The organism is Sedimentitalea sp. XS_ASV28 (assembly GCF_041224545.1).
Taxonomy (GTDB): domain Bacteria; phylum Pseudomonadota; class Alphaproteobacteria; order Rhodobacterales; family Rhodobacteraceae; genus Sedimentitalea.
Genome location: NZ_JBGFGP010000109.1, coordinates 84793 through 105892 on the forward strand (window position 1 = coordinate 84793; position 21100 = coordinate 105892).

Below are 21100 nucleotides of genomic sequence, written 5' to 3' on the forward strand. Positions count from 1 at the left end.
GGGTCTAGTTTACCGAGAATCCGGCTAATTCGGGCAGGCCCAGACTGATCCATGGCCAGTAGGCCAGGGCCAGAAGAACCAGGAATTGCAGGACGATAAAGGGCAGCGCCGCATAGGCCAGCCGCCAGTAGTTCGTATTGGTCATGGCCGCGACGACCACGAGGCACTTGCCAAGCGGGGGCGTTATCAGGCCGATGCACAGATTGAAGCACAGTACGATGCCAAGGTGCACGGGGTTGATTCCCTGCTCCAGCGCCTGTGGAACGAATAGCGGGATCAGCAGCGTCATCGCCACGGGTGTGTCCATGAACATTCCGGCAACGAGGAACAGCACCAGCAGGAAGAACAGGAACTTCGTTCCGGTAAGGCCCAGATTCTCGACCCAGCCCGACAGGACCTGTGGCCAACCCATTTGCCCGGCCAGGAAGCCCAGCACCGATATCGCCGCCAGAATGATGAAAATCGTACCTGTCATCCGGGCAGTGGCCTCCAATGCGTCGCGCAGCTTGGCCAGCGACAATCCCTCGTAGAACTGACCGGCGATCAGGGCGACCAGGACCGCGATGGCCGATCCTTCGGTCGGCGTGGCCAGCCCGAAGACCAGCGAACCCAGGATCACAGCGGGAAGGCAGAGCGCGGGAAGTGCGCGTTTCAGGCTCGGCAGAAACGGCGGAAGATCGGCTGACCGCCCGCCAGGGTGATCCTGCGCATACGCTATGCCGCCATTCAATACCATGAGCGACACTGCCAGCAAAATACCTGGCAGGATCCCTGCGACAAACAGTGCTGCGACCGAGGTGCCGGTCAGGCCACCATATACGATCATGATGATCGATGGCGGGATGATCGGACCGATCATCGAAGAGGCGGCAGTGACTGCGCCCGCATAATAACGTGAATAGCCCCGCGAGACCATTTCCGGCACGAAGATCCGCGAGAGGGCCGCGCTGTCGGCAACCGCCGAACCCGAGATTCCGGCAAAGAAGATGCTGGTCATGATGTTTACGTGACCCAGCCCGCCCTTGAACCGGCCCACCAGCGACATGGAGAAATCGATCAGGCTGCGGGTCACGCCGGCGCGGGACATAATTTCCGCCGTCAGGATGAACATGGGCATTGCCATGAAAGCAAAGACGTCCAGTTGCGCGAAGATGCGCTGGGGCATCACCGAGAGATATTGTGCCTTGTCCGCCACGACAAATGACAGGACCGAGACTGCGCCCATCAGATAGGCAAAGGCCGTACCGGATAACAGCAGCAGCACAAAGACGGCCAGAACTATGATCATCGCGGGATCCTCAAACTGCAGAGCCGACCTGAATGGTCTGGCCGGTCCCTGTCTCATGCGGCGGATGGGTGACAGGGGATTTCAGGTCGACCTGTGCTGACAGCGTCAACTTCAGATCGGGTGTCAGGGGACGTGTCGCGGGCATGGATGCAAACAACGCCTCGAGCGAGAGTGCGGCCGAGAGCAGGGCGCGGTCCCCCTGCAGACGACCGAGCAGCTGCACGCCAAATGGCAGTCCGTCGGCACCGGCTCCCGACGGGAGGGTGATCGCGGGGCCACCCATGAGCGACCCCCGATAGGTCAGGGCCAGCCAGCGATAATAGATATCCATCTCCTGCCCCTCTATCCGTGCGGGATAGGACTGCCGCCAGGGAAATGCCGGGACGGGCACGGTCGGCAGAAGGATGATGTCGAAATCGTCGGTCCTTTCCCGGAACCGGCGGAGAATACGGGTTTGTTCAAGATGCGCCCAGGCCCGGTCGCGGAAGCTCAGACCGCGTCCGAGGGCGACATTGGCGGCTACATGCGCGCCGAATTGATCCACCGAACCTTCGCCGGTGGCGTCGAACGCGGCGACAAAGCTCTCTGCCCGCAGGATGTCGAAACACCGGTCCATCTGCCCCAGATTCATATCTACCGGTTCGCAGGTTGCGACATGGGGAGCGATGGCTTTGACGCGGGCCTGAAACGCGACCCGGACGTCCGGGTCGACCGGCAGATCGCCAAAGTCGACGGAATAGCCGACACGCAGACCGCCAATGTCAGCCGGGGTGATGTCGTCGAAGCGGGCCGGATCGGTCGGAACCGTCAGCGGATCTCCGGCATCCGCCCCCTGGATCGCGCGCAACATCAGCAGCAGATCGTCCATGTTTCGCGCCATCGGCCCGAGAACCGAGATGACCGACCAGCCCAGCGGACGGCCGGGATGCGCGACGACATCGCCGGACGGACGATAGCCCACCACCCCGCAAAGTGCCGCAGGCAGGCGCAGTGAACCGCCGGTATCCGAGCCCGTGCATAATGGCAGGAAGGACGCCGCCAGGGCTGCTGCGGACCCGCCGGAAGAGCCACCGGCGATGCGTGTCGGATCGTAGGGATTGCCCGTTGCGCCCCAGACCGGATTGACGGAATTGCCACCCGCGCCGAATTCGGGAACATTGGTCTTGGCCACGACGATGGCGCCCGCCCGACGCAAGCGCGCGACGATCAGCGCATCCTGCTCGGCAACGTTGCCGCGCATGAGCGGATTGCCGTTGGTTGTCGGCAGGCCCGCGACATCCTGCATGTCCTTCACCCCGATAGGCACGCCGTCGAGCGGCCCGCAGGGTCGGCCCGCCGCCCATCGCTGCGTCGACGCGCTGGCCTCGACGCGAGCGCGCTCGGTGTTGAATGTGGTCAGCGCATTCAGCGAGGGATCATAGCGCGCGATCCGGTCGAGGCACGCGTCCAGCACCTCGGTTGGCGTGAACTCGAGGTCCTGAAAACCTGCGATCAGGCGGGTTGCCGAAATCAGGGGGAGACTGTCTTTGTCGATGATCCTCGGCTGGTGGTTCGCCAGCCCCTCCTCGCGGTTTTCTCTGAGATGCGAGGATAGGCATAAAGCGCCCAGTTGCCCTATTGAGTAATTTTCACACAACCATAGCCAAAGTGAATGGTCTCAGCCGGCAAGGCTCTGAGCCAGACATCTCTGGAACAGGTCGAAAGCGGAGTTCTTGTCGCTCTGTCCGGTGCGCCAGAAACAGCGCACCTGAGACAGCAGGTTTCGCGTGTCCAATGGCAGGATCACCAGGTCGCCGCGGCTGGCATGGATCTGGGCAATGCTCTGCGGAAACAGCCCCAGCGCCGGCATGTCGCGCATCAGGGCCGTATTCAGAGGCAGGGAGCCCGACGCCACGACATTGACCGGAGGGGCTGCGCCGAACTCTGCGAAAAGAGCTTCGAACGCCTGGCGCGCGACCGAGTTTTCCAGCGGCAGAATCCAGGGCCAGTTCACGGTGTCGGCCCATTCGAGCGAAGTTGCCTGGCTGAGCGGGTGGTCGCTGCTTGCCACAATGGCAATCTGCTCTTCAAGAAGTACTTTTTGCTCGATGCCGGGAATTTCCCTCGGGTGCCATACCCGGGCGACCAGCATGTCCAGGGTTCCGCTTTCCAGCGCGGGAAAGAGCGATACGAAATGCCCTTCGGTCACGCTGATGTTCGCCTGCGGCGCGCTGCGTTTCATCAGGGCAATCGCGGGTGGCAGCAAGATCGGCGCGACCGAACTGACCGCGCCGAGCGAAACCGACCCGGCCACGCCCTGCGTCATGGCGTCCATATCAAACGCGGCGCGGTCAAGCTGTGCCAGGATATGGCGGGCATGTTCGGCCAGCCGGTGTCCCGCAGGGGTGAGATGCAGCCGGTTTCGCTCGCGGATCACGATCTGCAAATCGACCAGGCGCTCCAGTTCACTGATCTGTTTCGACACCGAGGGCTGTGTGACATTCAGCGACTTGGCCACCTTGGCGACCAGCCCGTACCTGGCCAGCGCCGAGATGACCCGCAGGTGCCGAAGGGTCAAGGAGCGGGCGAACTGTTCTGCAGTCATGGGGTTCCCTGCCTATGTGACAAGGTTGAGTTTCCGATGCCATGCATCAGCGTGCAAGTATCTATGCCTGACTGTCATGTGCAGCCTTGCGCCATCAGCCTGTCGCCCAGCCACGAGTGACAGGCGGGATCGCCGGAGCAGGAAAACCGCACGGTGCAGTTGTTATGGCTATTGACCCGGCACAGCGACCTTTGCGCTGTCGTCGTCGGCTGGTTCTGCGGGGAAAACCTCCGACATCGGGACAAAGCCCGGGATACGCATGAAGTGATCACACCAGCGGCGGATGCCGGATAATCGATGCGTGCGATGCCGCCCTCTTTGGACAACGTGATGTAAGGGAAGCAGGCGATATCGGCAATCGTGGGATGATTGCCATTGCAGATCAAGCATATGCTGATCAACCTGAGCCGATCCGGTCGCGCGGTGATCGTGATCCCGGAAGAGTTGGAGGAGTTATTTCAAATCTGCGACCGTCTTTGCGTGAGCTGCAATGGCGATTTGTCTTCTCCGCTCGCAGACCATCGCCGAGTCGGTGGTCTGCTCATGACAGACATGCTGTTTAAGATCGAGGCGTGACCCGGACGGGTTCGATTTTCCGCAAACCGTGCTGCTGCCCCATAACGGCAGATTCGAGGTTTTCAACGGTGCCCACGTCGTTCGGGCGAGGGGGCCGACAGGCCCCCTCGCAATGCAGCAAATCAGATCGGAAAAGATCAGTCCCACCAACCTTCGTCGACGGACTCCATCGCTTCGAGCTGCTCTTCGGTCTTGCGCGTGACGATGACGTATTTCTTGTCATCGATGGGTGTCAGCCGGATATCTTCGACCGGAAGCAGCACGTGCTTGTCACCGATATCAAGAAAACCGCCAACTTCGGCGACCACGCCGATCATTTGCCCTTTGCGGTCGAGGATGATGTCCTCGATCTCGCCGATGTCGTTCCAGTCAGGGCCAACGCCTTCGGCCTCCCAATTACCCCATGTGTCTTCGTCCATCGGACCGTTGAGCGTGTAGATATCGCCACCGGTGATGTCGCGTGTCCGGATCAGGTTCTCCGTATCCATGGCGGTTTGCGCAAGCGCGGGAGCCGCCGCCAGTCCTGCAACAAGCAATAGAGAAGTAAAACGTTTCATGTCGTCTCCTATTTTCTCGACGTAGGCAGATCACCGTCAACCGGTGCTTGTGCCTGACGGGAGCGTGACGGGTATCGGGTTCCTTGGCCAGTCGTCACAGGCGACGATCTGGCCAAACACTAAACCAGAACAAGTTTACCATTTGTCTGATCCCACGGTCCTGGGAGCAATCCATTCTGATGAGCGCGAACGCGCCCCTGCCGTCACCGGTCAGCCAGAGCAAACTTTCTCTCGGAGGCCAAAGCCCTGCGCGAGTCGGGTTCCGGAGCATGTCCGCAGGTGCTGCCATCGTCGGTCAAACTGCTGAACTGGTTGCGCGGCTCGACATATTGGTTTGATTTTCACCCATCTGGCGCGTCAGGCAGACCAAAATTATCGATCAATCAGATTTATCTTGATGGATCGATCTGCATGGATGCAATAACACTGCACCCGAGCAGTGTCAGGAGGAGGGTTTCGTGTCTGGTTATGTCATTGATGTTCCTAAGGTAAATTCTCTTCCTGTTAAGGGGCAGGATCGCCGGTTCCCGGTGCGTCGCGTCTATTGCATTGGCCGCAATTATGCCGCCCACGCGATTGAAATGGGTCACGATCCGGATCGCGAGGCGCCTTTCTTCTTTCAGAAAAACCCCGACAACCTGGATCCGTCGGGCGAATTTCCCTATCCCGGTCATTCCTCGGACGTGCATTTCGAGGTGGAACTGGCCGTGGCACTGGGCGGCGGTGGGTGTAACATTCCGGTCGATAAGGCGCTGGAGCATGTTTACGGTTATGCGCTTTCGTTGGACATGACCCGGCGCGATCTGCAGGGGGTGGCCAAGAAGATGGGGCGGCCGTGGGAGATCGGCAAAGCCTTTGAACGCTCTGCGCCGGTCGGCCCGATCCACCCGGCCAGCGCGACGGGTCACTTGTCCGAGGGGCGCATCTGCCTGCAGGTCAATGGCGAGATTCGCCAGGACGGCAATCTCAACCAGATGATCTGGAAGGTACCGGAGATGATTGCCTATCTGTCAGAATATTTCGAACTGGCGGCGGGTGACGTGATCCTTTCGGGCACGCCCGCAGGTGTCGGCGCGGTGGCCAGAGGCGATGTCATGCGGGTCGAGATCGACGGGCTGGGCGCAATGGACGTCAGCGTCGTCTGACGCGCGGACGTCGGTTTGGAGACGTCCCCCCCCCGCATCGTCGGAAAAAGTTGCGTGGCCCGAATGGTGCACGAGATTTCCGGCAAGACTTTACGGCGCGAACGGGGCGGCAATCTGCAGGCCGATGGCGGCGGCCATACTTGTGAGCTTGGGATCGCGTTGTACCGGGTGCCCTGGTACGGCATCAGGTCGACGGTGAGATTGGCCGGATCGGCCGCATTCATCGAAGCCAGCACCATGTCGGCGTGGGGTGCCGCCCCGAGGTAATCGGGATTCACGTAGAGTTATGCCCGCGAGCTCGGCTATGTCGAACAGGTGGGTTCGATACATCCTGAAGGCGCACTCGCCGTGGCTCTCGGACAGCATTAAATCGAGCGTTTTCCCATGCTCCGGTCGCAGGGGCTCTAGGTCAGGCGCATCAACAGCCCGGCCATAAGCCTTGCGCGCTCGGTCAGGCTGTCGACCTTGATATGCTCTTGCAGCGTATGCAGTCCCTCTCCACGCACACCCAGCGAGTCGAGCGTCGGTATCCCCATCGCGCCGGTGAAGTTGCCGTCAGAGCCGCCGCCCTGGCTGCGCCCCTTCATCTCGAAGCCGATCTCTCGGGCAATCTCCTTGGCAATCTCGAAGATCTTGGCCGTGCCTGGTGTGTCGGGGCGCCAGACCGGGCGTGTCACGCCGCGTTCCACGGTGAATTCCACCCCGTTCTGCGTGCCTTGCAGGGCCAGCATCCGCTCGACACCCCGATCGAGGTCTTCCTGTTTTTTCGCCATGCTCAGGGCCTCGGCGGCGCAGGAGGATGATACGCAGTTGACCCATTGGCCGGCGTGGATGACGCCAACCGAAAAGGTGCAGTCCTCGTCGGTCATGTCCTCGATCTCGATAATCCGGCGCGCCATTGCGGCGATTGCGGATTTGCCATCTTTCAGACGCGCGCCCGCGTGGCTGGGCTGACCCGTGGTGCGCAGGTTGAACCGTGCAATGGCATAGCGTCCGATGGTCACGCCGCCGTCATCGTGGCCGGGTTCGGGCACCAGAACATAGGCGTTGCGTGCGGCCTCCGCCTCGATCAGGTCGCGGGTCGAAGGGGTGCCGACCTCTTCATCGGGGGTAAACAGAACGGTGACCGGCAGCGGCGTCTCCAGCGCGGCACGCGCCAGTTGGTGGATCGCCTCGAGCGCGACATAGTTGCCGCCCTTCATGTCCATCAGCCCGGGACCATAACATATGTCGCCCTCGCGCTTGAACGGCAGAACGTCCAGCGTGCCGATGGGATGCACCGTGTCCATATGCCCTGAAATCAGGATGCCGGGTTTGCCCATGTCCTTGTGCGGGAAGCGGGCGCGCACGGAGCCGCCGAAACCCATGCGGCCGGGAATGCGCTCGACCTGAGCGCCCATCGTCGCCATCCGATAGGCGGCCATGTCCATCATGCGGTCGACGGCGGCGGCGTCCCAGGTGGGGCTTTCGCATTCGATCCACGGCTTAAGCCCGGCGAGCATCTCGTCGGTGTCGAAGGGCAGTTCGAGAGGGTTCATCATGGCGTCCCTTCAGGCACTCAGGCGACGTTCGGCGATGCGCGCCATGATCGAGGCCCCCACCGGAAGCAGCGCGGGGTCGAGAAAGAAACCGGGGTTGTGCAGTCCGACCGTGCCTGAATGGCCGATGCGGCAATAGGCGCCCGGCACGACCTTGAGCATGTCGGCGAAATCCTCCGAACCGGTCGCCGGCTCGTCGGTGTTCGAGATGTTCTCGGCCCCCACGATGTCGGCGGCGGCTTCCATATAGGCGTCCGACAGATCCGCGTCATTCATCAACACATCGAAGATGTTGCGCAGGTCGATAGTGATCTCCACCCCGTAGGCCTTGGCGAACCCTTCGCAAATCTCGCGCATCCGGGCATGCACCAGCTCGCACACCTCGTCCTTGAAATAGCGGATGGTGCCCGCCAGCGTCGCCGTGTCGGGCACGACATTATAGGCCGATCCGGAATGCAACTGCGTGACCGACAGCACACAGGTATCCAGCGGCGCGACGTTGCGCGCCACGATGGTCTGGAAATTGCCGACCAGCTGGCTGGCGATCACCAACGGATCGCGCGATTGCTGGGGCATGGCGGCGTGGCTGCCCTTGCCCTGAACGGTGATGTCGAAAAAGGATGCGCCCGCCATTGCGGCGCCCTTGCAGATGCCGACTTTGTTCGGCTCTCCGCTGGGCGAGTTATGCATACCGTACACCTCATCGCAGGGGAACCGGTCGAAAAGCCCGTCGGCCAGCATCCCGCGCGCGCCACCCAACCCCTCTTCGGCAGGCTGAAAGATCAGCACGGCGGTGCCGGCGAAATCGCGCGTGGCGGCCAGGTGTTTGGCCGCACCCAACAGCATGGTGGTGTGGCTGTCGTGGCCGCAGGCATGCATCACGCCGGGATTCTTGGAGGCGTAAGGCAGGTTCGTCAGCTCGTCGATGGGCAGCGCGTCCATGTCGGCGCGCAGTCCGACACGCCGCGCACCCTCACGTTTGCCCTTGATGATCCCGACGACGCCGGTGCCCGCGATTGCGGTGTGTATCTCGTCGACACCGTATTCGCGCAGTTTCTCGACCACCTTTTCCGAGGTGCGGTGCTCCTGAAACCCGATTTCGGGGTGAGCATGAAGATCCTTGAAGATCGACGTCAGCTCGTCGGTGCTGTCGGCGATGATGGGCATGATGTTCATAGTCGTCTCCTTTACTCCGCGGCCTCTGCAAAGGGGCGGAAATTGGCGAAATCCCAGTGGCGGCCGGGCGCGGCCTTTATCAGTGCCTTGGTGTAATCCTGTTTCGGATTTCCAAGAACCTCTCCGGCGGGGCCGTATTCGACGACACGACCATGCTGCATCACCAGCACGTCATCGCAGATCTGCGCGGCGACGCCGAGATCGTGGGTAATGAACAGGATGCCAAGGCCCAGCCGCTCCTGCAGTTCGGACAGCAGGTCCAGAACCTGCGCCTGCACGCTGACATCCAGCGCCGAGACGGCCTCGTCCGCGACCAGCACATCGGGGTCCATCGCAAGCGCGCGGGCAATCGCGATGCGCTGGCGCTGCCCTCCGGAAAACTGGTGTGGAAAGCGGTTTACCGCGCTCGCGGGCAGGCCGACCAGTTCGAGCAGTTCGCGGGCACGTTTCATGGCCGCGTCCCGCTGTGCGCCGAAATTGAGCGGACCTTCGATGATAGACTGACCGATCTCGATACGCGGGTTGAGCGAGCGCATCGGATCCTGGAAGACGATCTGTATCTTGCGCCGCTCGGGTTTCAGCGCACGTTGCGACAGGGTCGCGATGTCGGTGCCGCCGACCATGATCTCGCCCGAGCTGGGGTCGATCAACCGCATGATGCAGCGCGCGACAGTGGACTTGCCCGAGCCACTTTCGCCCACAATTCCCAGCGTACGTCCCTTGATCAGGCTGATCGACACGTCCTGCGCCGCCTTGACCTCGCGCCCGCGTTTCAAGAGCCCGCCACCGCCGTAGGTCTTGCACAGGTCCCGGGTTTCAAGCACGATCTGGTCCGAGTTCGCATCGCGGGCCGGGCGCGGCACCTGGCTTGGAACCGAGGCGAGAAGGTTGCGGCTGTATTCCGTCTTTGGATGCCGCAGCAGACTTTCGACCGGTTGCGTTTCCATCACCTCGCCCAGCTTGAGCACGGTCACATCGTCGGCAATCTCGGACACCACGCCCATGTCATGGGTAATGAACAGAACCGCCGTGCCCTGCTCTTCGCGCAGCTCCTGGATAAGCTTCAGGATCTGCGCCTGTGTCGTCACGTCGAGCGCCGTCGTCGGTTCGTCCGCGATCAGCAGCTGCGGTCGCATGACCAGCGCCATCGCGATCATGATCCGCTGGCGCTGTCCGCCCGAAAGCTGGTGCGGAAAGCTGCGGTACATCTTGTCCACATCCGGCAGATGCACGGCCTCCATCATGTCCTTCGCGCGCGACTTGCGCTGCGCCGCCGAGAAATCGCTGTGGAATTCCAGCACCTCCTCGATCTGCTGGCCCACGCGGGCAACCGGGTTGAGCGCCGTCATCGGCTCCTGGAAGATCATCGACATGGCGGTGGCGCGCAGGCTGCGCATCCGCGACCGGCTGGCGCGCAGCAACTCCTCGTCCTTGAACCGGATGGAGCCCTCGGTCACTTGAAGCACATTCGGCAAAAGCCCCATCGTCGCCAGCGCCGTGAGCGATTTTCCCGACCCGCTTTCCCCCACGAGGCACATGGTCTGGCCCGGCTCGATGGCCAGATCAAGACCCTTGACCACCTCCGCCTGCGGGTCGCCGTTGAGCGCGATGCGCAGGTTCTCTATCTGCAGAAGGCTCATCGCTCTATCCCCCGCTTGGCCATGCGCGGATCGAGCGCGTCACGTACCGCGTCGCCGAGCAGATTGATCGACAGGATCGCGACCGACACGACCAGACCGGGCCAGAGGACGATCCCCGGGTTGATCTGGAAGTAGATGCGCCCCTCGGCCATGATGTTGCCCCAGCTCGGGGTTTCGGGGCTTATTCCCGCGCCCAGGAAACTCAGGATCGCCTCGACCAGGATCGCGCTGGCGCAGATATAGGTGCCCTGAATGATGAGGGGCGCAATGGTGTTGGGCATCAGATGCCGCCGCATGATCAACCAGGTCGAGGATCCTGCTGCAATCGCCGCCTCGACATAGGGTTCCTCGCGCGCCGACAGGACCAGAGAGCGGACGAGGCGCACGACGCGGGGCACTTCGGGGATGGTGATCGCGGTCAGAACCGTCCAGATGCTTGCCCCCCACAGCGCCACGATTGCGATGGCCAGCAGGATCGACGGGATCGCCATCAGCCCGTCCACCATCCGCATGAGCACCGCGTCGAGCCAGCGGATATATCCTGCGAGCAGACCCAGGATCAGCCCCAATCCGACTGCGGCCACCGCCGCCATTACGCCGACGACAAGCGAGATCCGCCCGCCATAGACGATGCGGCTGAAAAGATCGCGCCCGAAGGCATCGGTGCCCAGCCAGTACTCGCTGCTCGGGGGTTTCAATCGCACACCGGGCGACAGGCGAACCGGATCGTGCGGTACGATCAGCGGGGCGAAGATCGCCGACAGGACGATCACCGCAAGGATGATCGCCGCCAGCGTGACAAGCGGGCTTGAGAAAATGATTTCGCGTGCCCGGCTCAGGGGCGAAACGCGGGCTCCGGCCTGGCTTGCTGCGGATACGGTGTGGTCGGTCATGAGTAGCGAATCCTCGGATCAAGCAGCACATAGGCGATATCTATCAACAGATTGATCGCAACGTAGATCAGCGACGCCAGCAGGATGACCGCCTGGATCACCGGATAATCCCGGCTCAGAACCGCATCGACCGTCAGCCGCCCCAATCCCGGCAGGTTGAAGACCGATTCCGTGACGACCACGCCCGAGATGATCAGCGCAAAGCCGATGCCGATGACGGTGATGATCGGCACCGAACAGTTGCGCAGCGCATGACGCATCAGCACGGTGCGTTCGGGCAGGCCCTTGGCGCGGGCGGTGCGGATATAGTCGTCGCCGAGGATCTCCAGCATCGAGGTGCGGGTGATCCGCGCGATAAGGGCGATATAAAGCAGCGTCAGCGTCAGCGTGGGCAGCGTGATACGGTGCAGAAACGGGCCGATGCCGTCACTGATGGGTCTGAAGCCCTGCACCGGGAACCAGCCCAGCCCCATGGAGAAGGTCGAGATCATCAGATAGCCGATGACGAAGACAGGCACCGAAAAGCCCAGCACCGAGAGCAGCATAACGAAGCGGTCGATCAGCGTGCCCTGCTTCCAGGCGGCAATGACGCCCAGCGGCACGGCGATCAGCACGGACAGTATGATCGTGGTCAGGGCAAGGCTGATGGTGGGTTCCATCCGGTCGGCAATAAGGTCGATCACAGGCTTGCGCGACAGGATCGAAGTGCCGAAGTCTCCCTGAAGAAGCTGCCCGATCCAGGTAAAGAACTGTACCAGCAGCGGCTCGTTAAGGCCCAGCGAGTCGCGGATTGCCTCAAGCTGTGCGGGCGTTGCGGTGTCTCCCGCGATGATCGCCGCGGGATCACCCGGGGTCAGTCGCAACAGCAGGAAGACAAAGAGCGCCACAAACCCGATTACGGGAACCGCTGCGAGAATGCGTTGCAGGATGTAGAGGACCATCGCGCTGACCTTTCGGCTGGAGTATCGCGTTACGGGCAGCACCGGCCCCGCCCTTTTTTGAGCAGGACCGGGCTTTGGGCATCAGTTCTTGGAGATGTTCCAGAACAGCGGCGCCGGAGAATCAAGCACGCCGTCGAGGTTGTTCGACCATGCGGTCGGCACGAAATACTGACCGATGGGGGCATAGATACCCTCTTCGTAGGCCAACGCCTGGATCTCCTCGGCAAGCTTCTTTTGCTCGTCCAGCGTGGGCGCGGTTGCGTAAGCCATCCGCAGCTCTTCGAGTTTCGGCACGTCGGGCCAGCCGAACCAGCCACCGTCGGTGCCCTTGCCATTGACCATGTTGTTCACCAGCGGGTTGAAAACATCGGCCCCGACCCAGTTGGTCACGAACATGTGCCAGCCGCCATCGGCAATCGAGGCCTGGCTGGCACGCTTGCCGACCAGCGTCTGCCAGTCCATCGCCTGCAGATCGACTTCAAAACCCGCGTCACGCATGGCCTGCGCCACCACGACCGGCTGGGTGCGCAGAGTGTTCACATCGGTCGGGTGCATGATGACGATCGGCGTGCCGTCATAGCCCGCTTCCTTGAGCAGGGCCTTGGCCTTCTCCATCCCGTTGCCCTTGGTCAGGGTCTCGGAACCCACGTCGCTGGCGAGCGGCGTGCCGCAGACAAACATCGCCCCGCAGAGGTTATAAAGCTCGGGGTTGCCCACCAGGGCATCCAGCACGTTCTTCTGATTGACGCTGGCGATCGCCGCGCGGCGGATGCGCGGGTCGTCCATCGGTGCGTTCAGCGTGTTGGGCCGCATGATCGTCTGCATCCCCAACGCGTTGAGGTTCTTGACCGTGATTTCCGGGTTTGCGTCGAGAATCGGCAACAGATCCGAGGGCGGGTTTTCCCAATAGTCGATCTCGCCCGCCTGAATGGCGTTGAGCGCCGTCTGATCGTCGGGCATCACCACCCATTCGACGCGGTCCACCTTGACCACCTTGCCGCCTGCGGCGGAACTGGCCGGTTCGTCGCGTGGCACATAATCCTCGTTCTTCTCGTAGACGGCGATCACACCGGGCTGATATTCGTCTGCCACCCACTTGAAGGGACCCGAGCCGATTTGTTCGGGTATGGGTTCGGTCGACGGCGTTTCGGCCAGACGCGCCGGCATGATGAACGGGACGTTTGACGAAGGTTTCGCCAGGCTGTCGATCACCAGACCGTAGGGTTCGCGCAGCTTAATCACGAACTGGTTGGGTGACTCGCCCTGCTCGATACTTTCGGTGAAGGACATGAGCACCTGTCCCATGCCGTCCCGCTCGCCCCAGCGCTTGATCGAGGCGGCCACATCCGCACCGGTCACATCCGCGCCATCATGAAACTTCAGCCCGTCGCGCAGGGTGAACGTGTAGGTCAGCTTGTCGTCGGACACCTCGTGGCTGTCGACCATCTGCGGCTGTGGAACCAGATCGGCGTCGAGCGCATAAAGCGTGTCGAAGATCATGTAGCCGTGATTTCGGCTCATGTAGGCGGTGGTCAGGATCGGATCGAGAACGCGCAGATCCGAGTGCTTGACCGCGCGTAGCGTCTGCGCCTCGACCGCCCCTGCCAGCAAGGCGGAACTGGCCAGCAGAGCACTCAGAAGGGTTGATCGCAAACCCCTGCCCATGGCGTTGGATTTCAAGTGAAGTGTCATGTCTTTCTCCCTGTTATGGTTGGAGTGCGGGGGGTCTTTGGTGCCCGTTCCGCGAGGTGGTTCATGTCGTTATCAGGCTGTCCCTTTCCGCAAAGATCTGCCCCATCGGCTCCAGCCGCATCCCCGGAGCCAGTCGTGTGAACGGCAGGCTGGCGGGGCTTATGGGCATCGGGCCGGGGGCCGTGCAGGTCAGGATGGTCTCGGCAATCGGATCGAAATCGGCGCGGAAGTGCACCGAACTCTTGTTGACGAGAATGGCCTGCGCTTCGGGCTCGATCCCGACAAAGCGGTACATCTCGCGGTCGGCCATCTGCGCCTTGCGGCTGGTGACGACGACGCGCACGTCGCCGATCCGCAAACAGGCGCATGGCCCCAGATCGAGCGGCGCGCTGCCGTAAAATGGCCCCTTGGCAATCAGTTTGCCGTCAGAGAGTTTTTCGACCGTGAAGCGCCCTTCGAAGGGCGCGTCGCCCGGCACGTTTGAAAAGCCGCCAATGGCGATGTCGATCTCGGCCCCCTCTCCCGCCGCATGGGCGGCGGCGGCGGCCCGGGGATCGACCATGTTGCCCAGTGCGGCGCGTGTAGCCCCTTCCGAGACCAGCGCACGCAGCATGCCCGTGGTGTTGCTGTCGCCGCCGGCGCCGGGATTGTCCTGGGTATCCGCGATGACGACCGGGCGCTGGGCGCCCTCGGCGATGCGCATGGCCTCGCGCACGCCCTCTTCGGGGTCATATGCCTTGCCCGCAAGTTCCGGCTCGGCCTTCAATACCGCCGTCTCGATCGTGTCGGCGGCGGCGTCCGCGTCGGCCTGCGTGGTGCCATAGGCCACTACTGTGGGGCCGCAGCCCGGGAAATCCGCCGCCGGGAAGCCAAAGAAGAAAGAGGTCGAGGGTACGTTCTCTCCCTCGCAATCTGCTGCCAGCGCATAAAGCCTGCGTCCCGGCTCCGCCAGCGTGCTCTGCCAGGCGATGGGCACGAGAAAAGGCAGTCTGCGGAACGCCTTTGCCGGGCGCGCGCCCGCCATCAGTTCGCGCAGCATCGACGCCGCGCGCATGCCGGTCTCGGCCATGTCCACATGCGGATAGGTGCGAAATCCCACCAGCACGTCCGCTGCGGCGACCATCTCTTCGGTGATATTGCCATGCAGGTCGAGCGCCGCAGCGATGGGCACGTCCGGTCCCACCGTCTCGCGCAGACGCGCCAGCAGACGACCTTCGCCGTCATCTTCGTGTTCGGCCACCATCGCGCCGTGCAGATCGATGAAGAGACCGTCAACCGGGCCCGCATCGCGCAGGCCCGCAATAATTTCGTCGCTGATCGTTTCGTAGGCGTCGCGTGTCACATGCGCCGAGGGGATGGCGCCGGCCCAGAGGATCGGCACGGTATCCCAGCCCTCGGCTTCGGCCACCTGAACCGCGCCGCCGATGCCAAGGTTGATGTCCCGACTTTGCTCGATCAGCGCCTGCCCCCGCGCCATGGGCATGTAGCCGCCACCCTGCACAAAATCCTCCAGCCGCGCCTTGGTAGGAGCGAACGTATTGGTTTCATGCAGAAACCCAGCCAGCGCAACGCGCTTTGTCATCTATGTCCCCCTTGCGTTCCCGATCTGGCAATCCGCAGTTTCGCGCTGCGGGATACTCCAGCAAGGTATTGCCATTCGATACCGCATCATCGTATGACAAGCGTAGGACGCAGATTGACGCGAAGTCAATGGGGTGCGACCTGTGCAGGGGGAGAAAGGCGGTGATGCCCAGGAACACGACACTTGCCGAGCCGGGCAAGCCCGACCTGCAGCCGCAGGACCGCGCAAGTGCTCTCTTCGTGCAATCGGTTGAAAAGGCGTTTGATGTGCTGTCCGCCTTTCATCACGCCGATGGGCCTCTGAAACTGAGCGAAATTGCCGAGCGCGCGGTCCTCGACCGCTCTGCGGCGCAGCGCATGGTCCACACGTTGCGCAAGCTGCGGTATATCGAACGCGACACGAGCGGGCACGGCTACGTCCCCGGCGTGCGGGTGCTGGATCACACGCTCGACTTTCTGCGGCTCAACCCCCTGGTGCGTCAGGCCACCCCGGTGTTGCAGGACCTGCGCGCCGAGGTGCGCCAAAGAATCGATCTGTCACTCTTTGACGACCTGCGCATGATTTACGCAAGCCGTCTGCAAACCCGGCGCCAGTCCTTCAATGCGTCTATTATCGGGCACAGCGTGCCGACCTTCTGCACCTCGGGCGGCTGGGCCATCCTCGCCCGGTTGCCGATCTCAGAGGCCCAAGCACTGGTCGAACGCTCTGACCGGCGTCCTTTCACGCCTCATACCGTGACCGACGTGGCCGAGGTCATGGAGAACGTCGCCCGGACAAGGGCGAACGGCTATGCGCTGGCGCTCGATCAAATCCTGACCGGTGAGATCGCGATGGGTTTTGCGATACTCGATGCCACAGGCGCGCCTGTGGCGGCGATCCATATCGCGGGATCGCTTTCGGATTGGACGCCAGAGGATTTCGTCGCCAGCGTGGCCGCATCGGGCCAACATGCGGCGCGCGCTCTCAGCCGCTATTGATGCCAGAAGGATATACCCATGGATGACACCCTGACCCTGCCCGGCCTCGACGCCCCGGCGAGCATATCGATCGATCGCTGGGGCCTCGCTCACATCCGCGCCGAGACGGTGCATGATGTGTTCTTTCTGCAGGGGTTCAACGCCGCCCGTGACCGACTTTGGCAGATCGACCTGTGGCGCAAGCGCGGTCTCGGCCTGCTGGCGGCGGATTTCGGGCCGGGCTACCTGATGCAGGACCGCGCCGCCCGGCTGTTTCTCTACCGCGGCGAGATGGCACCCGAATGGGCGGCCTACGGTGAGGATGCGGAACAGATCTGTACGGCCTTTGCCAACGGTATAAATGCCGCTGTCGATCTGGTGCTGGCCGGGTCAATGCCGCTGCCGCCGGAGTTCGAAGCCCTTGGCACCCGGCCCGCGCACTGGCAGGCAGAGGATGTCGTGCGCATTCGTACGCATTGCCTGTCGCGCAACGCGGCGTCGGAACTGGCACGGATGCAGGTGCATCGGCTGTCCGACCCCGAAACCGACCTGCTGCGCGCGCCGCTCAGCCCGCCCGTCCCCGCAGAGGAATGGCGGCAGATGGCCCGTGCCGACCTGCCCGCAAACGCGCTCGCGGTATACGAACTCGCCACCGCGCCCGTCACCTTCTCAAAGGAAAGGCTGGCCGCGACGCTGGATGAGGCAGGGCAATGGAGCCAGGTCGATGCGAAAAAGACGGTGCATCGCGCGATGGAGGGTTCGAACAACTGGGCCATCGCTCCGGGCCTGACCGAAACCGGCCGCGCCATCATGGCCAGCGATCCGCATCGTCAGCACGCCGCGCCTTCGCTGCGCTACATGGTGCATCTCACCGGTACGGGGCTCGACCTCATCGGCGCGGGTGAGCCGTCCTCGCCGGGGATCATGGCCGGTCATAATGGCGAGGCGGCCTTCAGCCTGACCATCTTCTGCGCGGATCAGGAGGACGTGATGGTGTATGAAACCACCGACGAAGGGCGATCCTATCGGTATGGTGACGGCAGTGAACACTTCACGGAGGTGACCGAGACATTTGCCGTCAAGGGTGCGCCGGACCAGAAGCTGACGCTCAGCTTCTCGCGTCACGGTCCGGTGGTCTGGAACTCTGGCGGCACCGCGCTCGCGGTGCGCACCGTCTTTACCGATCCCGGCTCCGCGCCCTATATGGCGAGCCTCAAATCCATGCGCGCCACCGATGTCGGCAGCTTCTGCCAGAGCCTCGAAACCTGGGGCGCGCCATCTGTCAACATGGTCTATGCCGATACCTCGGGCGATATCTGCTGGCAGCCCGCCGCTTATGTCCCGCGTCGCAGCGGCTGGCGCGGGCTGGTCCCGGTCGCGGGCGATGGCAGCCACGAATGGGAAGGTTACTTCACCGCCGCCGACCTGCCCGGTCTGCGCAACCCGGAATGCGGCTTTGTCCATTCCGCAAACGAGATGAATGTCCCCGAAGGTTGGGATCACGATTCGCATCCCATCGGCTTCGAATGGTTCGAGGACGGTCGCGCCGACCGCATCGCGGATATGATCGGCAACGGCAATGCGCGTGACGTGGCGGGTAACTGTGCGTTGCAATGCGACACGTTCTCGGCCGCCGCCGCCGGCATTGCCGCGCTGGTGCCAGAAGGCGCCCTTGCGCCGGCGCGCGACCTGTTGCGCGGCTGGGACGGATACGCGCGCGACGACAGCGCGGCTGCGCTGCTGTTCGAGCTGTGGCTGTCGCGGCACCTTCGCCCCGCTCTGCTTGAGGTGCTTGCCCCCGACCCGGATCTGCGCCGTTTCCTCGTTCCGGGCAACATTCCCACCGTTCTGCGCGCCCTGACCGGAGAGCGTCCGGCGCTGGCCGAGCGATTGGGCGACCGCGAGGCGCTTTTGGCTGAAACCCTCGCCGCCGCCTGGCAGGAGGCATCAGAACGCTTCGGAGACGATCCTGCCGTCTGGCGCTGGGGCGACCTGCACAAGGGATATTTCCGCCATGCCCTGACGCCCCTGGGCACCGGCCACGACGTCGGCCCCCTGAGTACCGGCGGCAGCAGCACGACCGTGATGCTTGGCCATTACGACGCATCGGATTTCCGCGTGCATACCGGCGCGTCGGTTCGGATGGTGGTCGATGTCGGTGCCTGGGACAACAGCGTCTGGATCAATGCGCCCGGACAGTCGGGAGTGCCGGGCAGTACGCATTACGACGACCTGGCGCCGATGTGGGCGGCGGGGGATTATGTACCGATGCGCTATTCAGCCGAGGCGGTGGACGCCGCAACCGTCACCCGCATCGCGCTGGTTCCGGGGGTTTAAACCGCACCATTCGGCGATGAAAAAGGCCAGCATACGCGTCAGATCGCGAACCGATTGCAGATCGACCCGTTCATCGAACCCGTGGATGTTTTCGGCGCGCGGACCGATACAGAACGCCGGGATCCCGTAATAGAGCCCGTAAAAACGCGTATCGGTCAACGCGGTCATCTTACGCTCCTGCAGGGGTGCGTCGGTTTCAAAGGTGCGCGCATAGGCGGATTGCATGACGCCCAGAGCCGGATCGGCATCCGCGCCCAGGACATATCCTTCGGCCTGGAAACCGTTCCAGATCACCTGCGGCGGGGTGTTTGACAGAAACGGATGATCGCGCGAGGCGGCGGCAACGCAGGCTTCGATCTCGGCACGGGCCTCTGCCAGGTCCTGTCCGGGCAGCACGCCCATGCGGCAGTCCACGTCGCACCACGCCGGCACGCTCGACGCCCAGTCGCCGCCCGAGATTTTGCCGGCGTTGAAATTCAGCGGATGCGCGACGTCACCGTAGACGGGATGCTGGGTTGCACGGGCGTTCCAGTCGGCCTCAAGCCCCTGCAAGGCGCGGATCACATCATGGGCGGCCAGGATCGCATTCGATCCCTCGCCCGCCACGGCAACATGTACCGGACGGCCGCGCAGGCGCAGGCGGAACCAGAGCGCACCGACCTGCGCGCGGTTGATGGTAAAGTCTGACGGCTCCGGCAGGACCGCCGCGTCGGCGCGATAGCCGCGCTGCAGCGTGGAAAGTGCGCCAAGCCCGGTGCTTTCCTCTTCGATCACCGACTGGACATGCACCCGCGCCGCCGGTTCGACCCCTGCGCGGGCCAGCGCGTCAAGCGCGAAAATGGCGGCGACGGTGCCAGCCTTCATGTCGCCCGCACCGCGCCCATACATCCAGCCATCCTCGATCACCGGATCAAAGGGCGGATGGGTCCACATTTCTGTCGGACCTTCCGGGACAACGTCAAGATGGCCCTGCAGGATCAGCGAGCGGCCCTTGACCTCGACCGGGTGGTGCGTGCCGACAACACTCCGTGCGCGGGAAAAATCGCCCATGATCGGACCAAAGCCGGGCAACGATTCCAGATCGGCGAGCCGTATCGTCCAGTCGTCGACGCTGTAACCGCGCGCGCGCAGGGCATCGGCGACAAAATCCTGCGCCGGCCCTTCCTGAAAACGCAGGCTGGGGATCGCGACAAAGTCGCGGAGAAACCCGATCTGCGCATCGAAACCGTCATCCACCGCCTGTGCTATTCGCGCGGCGGTATTCTCATCAAGCGTCAAGGCAGTCATGCGCAGTTCCCCCGATATCCGGCACCAGTTGTTGTCCTTCTCCAACGGCGAGGTCAAGGCGTGTCGTGGCGCGGTGATTACTTCGGCAATCAAAACTCAAGGTCAGCCCAGGTGCCTGCCGCTCCGCGCGCGAGATGCATCGTGCTCGGGAGGATCGATACTGAAATAGCTCTGCAATGCCGTTAAACTCTGCTAACGAGAAGTCGAAAAGAAAGCGAAGCGAATCCGACTGACATGATGAACGAATTGCTGCCTTCCGGCTCCATTCTTGGTGCATTTCTCCTCGCAAGCTTCATCCTTGCGGTTACTCCCGGGCCGAGTGTTCTCTACATCGTCGCGCGCAGCAGCCTACAGGGCAGACAATATGGTCTGGCATCGGTGGGTGGCGTGGCACTGGGCAACTTTGGAAATGCTATGGGCGCGTCTTTGGGGCTGGCTGCACTTTTTGCTGTGTCTGCGGTCGCTTTCACAGTGGTCAAATGGGCCGGGGCCGCCTATCTCGTGTATCTTGGCGTGAAGACGATACGGGACGCGCGCAAGACCGCGAGAATGAATGTGACGCCAGCGCCTAAATCGGCGATGCGGATTTTCCGTGACGGGTTCTTTGTCGCGCTCCTGAACCCCAAGACCACCATTTTCTTTGCGGCCTTTCTTCCGCAGTTCATGACTGCGACGGGGAATATCGCGGCTCAAAGCATGGCGCTTGGAGCGGTATTCGTGGCTATGGCTGCAGCGACCGATACGGCCTATGCGCTTGCCGCGAGCGGCGCATCCAGATTCCTGTCCGGATCGGGTAAGTTCGGGAAGTTGGGCAGTTACGGTGTTGGCGGGATCTTCATCGGGCTCGGACTGGTCGCTCTGATTGCCGATCGCCCGAACGTGCATCAGCGATCCACATTTTGATCAGG

The 21100-nt window shown here is 62.7% G+C and carries 18 protein-coding genes; 6 read left to right on the top strand and 12 right to left on the bottom strand.

The window, feature by feature from the left end:
• Nucleotides 1-4: 4 nt before the first annotated feature.
• From AB9K34_RS08150 to AB9K34_RS08160, 3 genes are all read right to left on the bottom strand, one after another.
• A complete protein-coding gene (locus tag AB9K34_RS08150) occupies nucleotides 5-1288 on the bottom strand; it encodes a TRAP transporter large permease (RefSeq protein WP_369953929.1) in 1284 nt (427 codons plus the stop codon).
• Nucleotides 1289-1298: 10 nt separating this feature from the next.
• Nucleotides 1299-2741: an amidase gene (locus AB9K34_RS08155; protein WP_369953930.1), complete on the bottom strand. Its 1443-nt coding sequence runs from the start codon at nucleotides 2739-2741 to the stop codon at nucleotides 1299-1301.
• A gap of 204 nt (nucleotides 2742-2945) precedes the next feature.
• Complete coding sequence (locus AB9K34_RS08160) at nucleotides 2946-3872, bottom strand: LysR family transcriptional regulator (protein ID WP_369953931.1); 927 nt, start codon at nucleotides 3870-3872, stop codon at nucleotides 2946-2948.
• A gap of 375 nt (nucleotides 3873-4247) precedes the next feature.
• Between AB9K34_RS08160 and AB9K34_RS08165 the strand changes: the two genes are divergently transcribed.
• A complete protein-coding gene (locus AB9K34_RS08165) occupies nucleotides 4248-4448 on the top strand; it encodes a hypothetical protein (RefSeq protein ID WP_369953932.1) in 201 nt (66 codons plus the stop codon).
• Nucleotides 4449-4585: 137 nt separating this feature from the next.
• Here AB9K34_RS08165 and AB9K34_RS08170 read toward each other — a convergent pair whose 3' ends face one another.
• On the bottom strand, nucleotides 4586-5005 hold the full coding sequence (locus AB9K34_RS08170; protein WP_369953933.1) for a PRC-barrel domain-containing protein: 420 nt from the start codon (nucleotides 5003-5005) through the stop codon (nucleotides 4586-4588).
• 458 nt (nucleotides 5006-5463) lie between these two features.
• Between AB9K34_RS08170 and AB9K34_RS08175 the strand changes: the two genes are divergently transcribed.
• Both AB9K34_RS08175 and AB9K34_RS08180 read left to right on the top strand, forming a co-directional pair.
• The gene (locus tag AB9K34_RS08175) at nucleotides 5464-6150 is read left to right on the top strand and encodes a fumarylacetoacetate hydrolase family protein (protein ID WP_369953934.1); all 687 of its coding nucleotides are present in this window, start codon (nucleotides 5464-5466) and stop codon (nucleotides 6148-6150) included.
• A gap of 54 nt (nucleotides 6151-6204) precedes the next feature.
• Nucleotides 6205-6417, top strand: a complete 213-nt coding sequence (locus AB9K34_RS08180) for a hypothetical protein (protein WP_369953935.1) — start codon at nucleotides 6205-6207, stop codon at nucleotides 6415-6417.
• 137 nt (nucleotides 6418-6554) lie between these two features.
• Here the strand turns inward: AB9K34_RS08180 and AB9K34_RS08185 are convergent, their stop codons facing one another.
• The 7 genes from AB9K34_RS08185 to AB9K34_RS08215 form a co-directional block, all read right to left on the bottom strand.
• On the bottom strand, nucleotides 6555-7691 hold the full coding sequence (locus AB9K34_RS08185) for a M20/M25/M40 family metallo-hydrolase (RefSeq protein WP_369953936.1): 1137 nt from the start codon (nucleotides 7689-7691) through the stop codon (nucleotides 6555-6557).
• 9 nt (nucleotides 7692-7700) lie between these two features.
• Nucleotides 7701-8864, bottom strand: coding sequence for a M20 aminoacylase family protein (locus AB9K34_RS08190; protein ID WP_369953937.1), 1164 nt, complete (start codon nucleotides 8862-8864; stop codon nucleotides 7701-7703).
• An 11-nt stretch (nucleotides 8865-8875) separates the two neighbouring features.
• Entirely contained in the window at nucleotides 8876-10504 is a 1629-nt protein-coding gene (locus tag AB9K34_RS08195) for an ABC transporter ATP-binding protein (protein WP_369953938.1), read from the bottom strand.
• Nucleotides 10501-11397, bottom strand: a complete 897-nt coding sequence (locus AB9K34_RS08200; protein ID WP_369953939.1) for an ABC transporter permease — start codon at nucleotides 11395-11397, stop codon at nucleotides 10501-10503. The genes AB9K34_RS08195 and AB9K34_RS08200 overlap by 4 nt, the downstream gene beginning before the upstream one ends.
• Nucleotides 11394-12338 (bottom strand): ABC transporter permease, encoded by a 945-nt coding sequence (locus tag AB9K34_RS08205; protein WP_369953940.1) that lies wholly within the window; start codon nucleotides 12336-12338, stop codon nucleotides 11394-11396. The genes AB9K34_RS08200 and AB9K34_RS08205 overlap by 4 nt, the downstream gene beginning before the upstream one ends.
• Before the next feature lie 81 nt (nucleotides 12339-12419).
• The gene (locus tag AB9K34_RS08210; RefSeq protein WP_369953941.1) at nucleotides 12420-14030 is read right to left on the bottom strand and encodes an ABC transporter substrate-binding protein; all 1611 of its coding nucleotides are present in this window, start codon (nucleotides 14028-14030) and stop codon (nucleotides 12420-12422) included.
• 61 nt (nucleotides 14031-14091) lie between these two features.
• A complete protein-coding gene (locus AB9K34_RS08215; RefSeq protein ID WP_369953942.1) occupies nucleotides 14092-15612 on the bottom strand; it encodes a M81 family metallopeptidase in 1521 nt (506 codons plus the stop codon).
• 164 nt (nucleotides 15613-15776) lie between these two features.
• Here AB9K34_RS08215 and AB9K34_RS08220 point away from each other — a divergent pair, with 164 nt between their 5' ends.
• On the top strand, nucleotides 15777-16589 hold the full coding sequence (locus AB9K34_RS08220; RefSeq protein WP_369953943.1) for an IclR family transcriptional regulator: 813 nt from the start codon (nucleotides 15777-15779) through the stop codon (nucleotides 16587-16589).
• 18 nt (nucleotides 16590-16607) lie between these two features.
• Nucleotides 16608-18905, top strand: coding sequence for a penicillin acylase family protein (locus AB9K34_RS08225; protein ID WP_369953944.1), 2298 nt, complete (start codon nucleotides 16608-16610; stop codon nucleotides 18903-18905).
• On the opposite strand, the gene AB9K34_RS08230 is transcribed toward AB9K34_RS08225, so the two are convergent.
• On the bottom strand, nucleotides 18846-20192 hold the full coding sequence (locus tag AB9K34_RS08230; RefSeq protein ID WP_369953945.1) for an ArgE/DapE family deacylase: 1347 nt from the start codon (nucleotides 20190-20192) through the stop codon (nucleotides 18846-18848). The two genes, AB9K34_RS08225 and AB9K34_RS08230, sit on opposite strands and share 60 nt — an antisense overlap.
• A 234-nt stretch (nucleotides 20193-20426) precedes the next feature.
• On the opposite strand from AB9K34_RS08230, the gene AB9K34_RS08235 reads away from it, so the two are divergent.
• Nucleotides 20427-21095: a LysE family translocator gene (locus AB9K34_RS08235; RefSeq protein WP_369953946.1), complete on the top strand. Its 669-nt coding sequence runs from the start codon at nucleotides 20427-20429 to the stop codon at nucleotides 21093-21095.
• The last annotated feature ends 5 nt before the right edge of the window (nucleotides 21096-21100 follow it).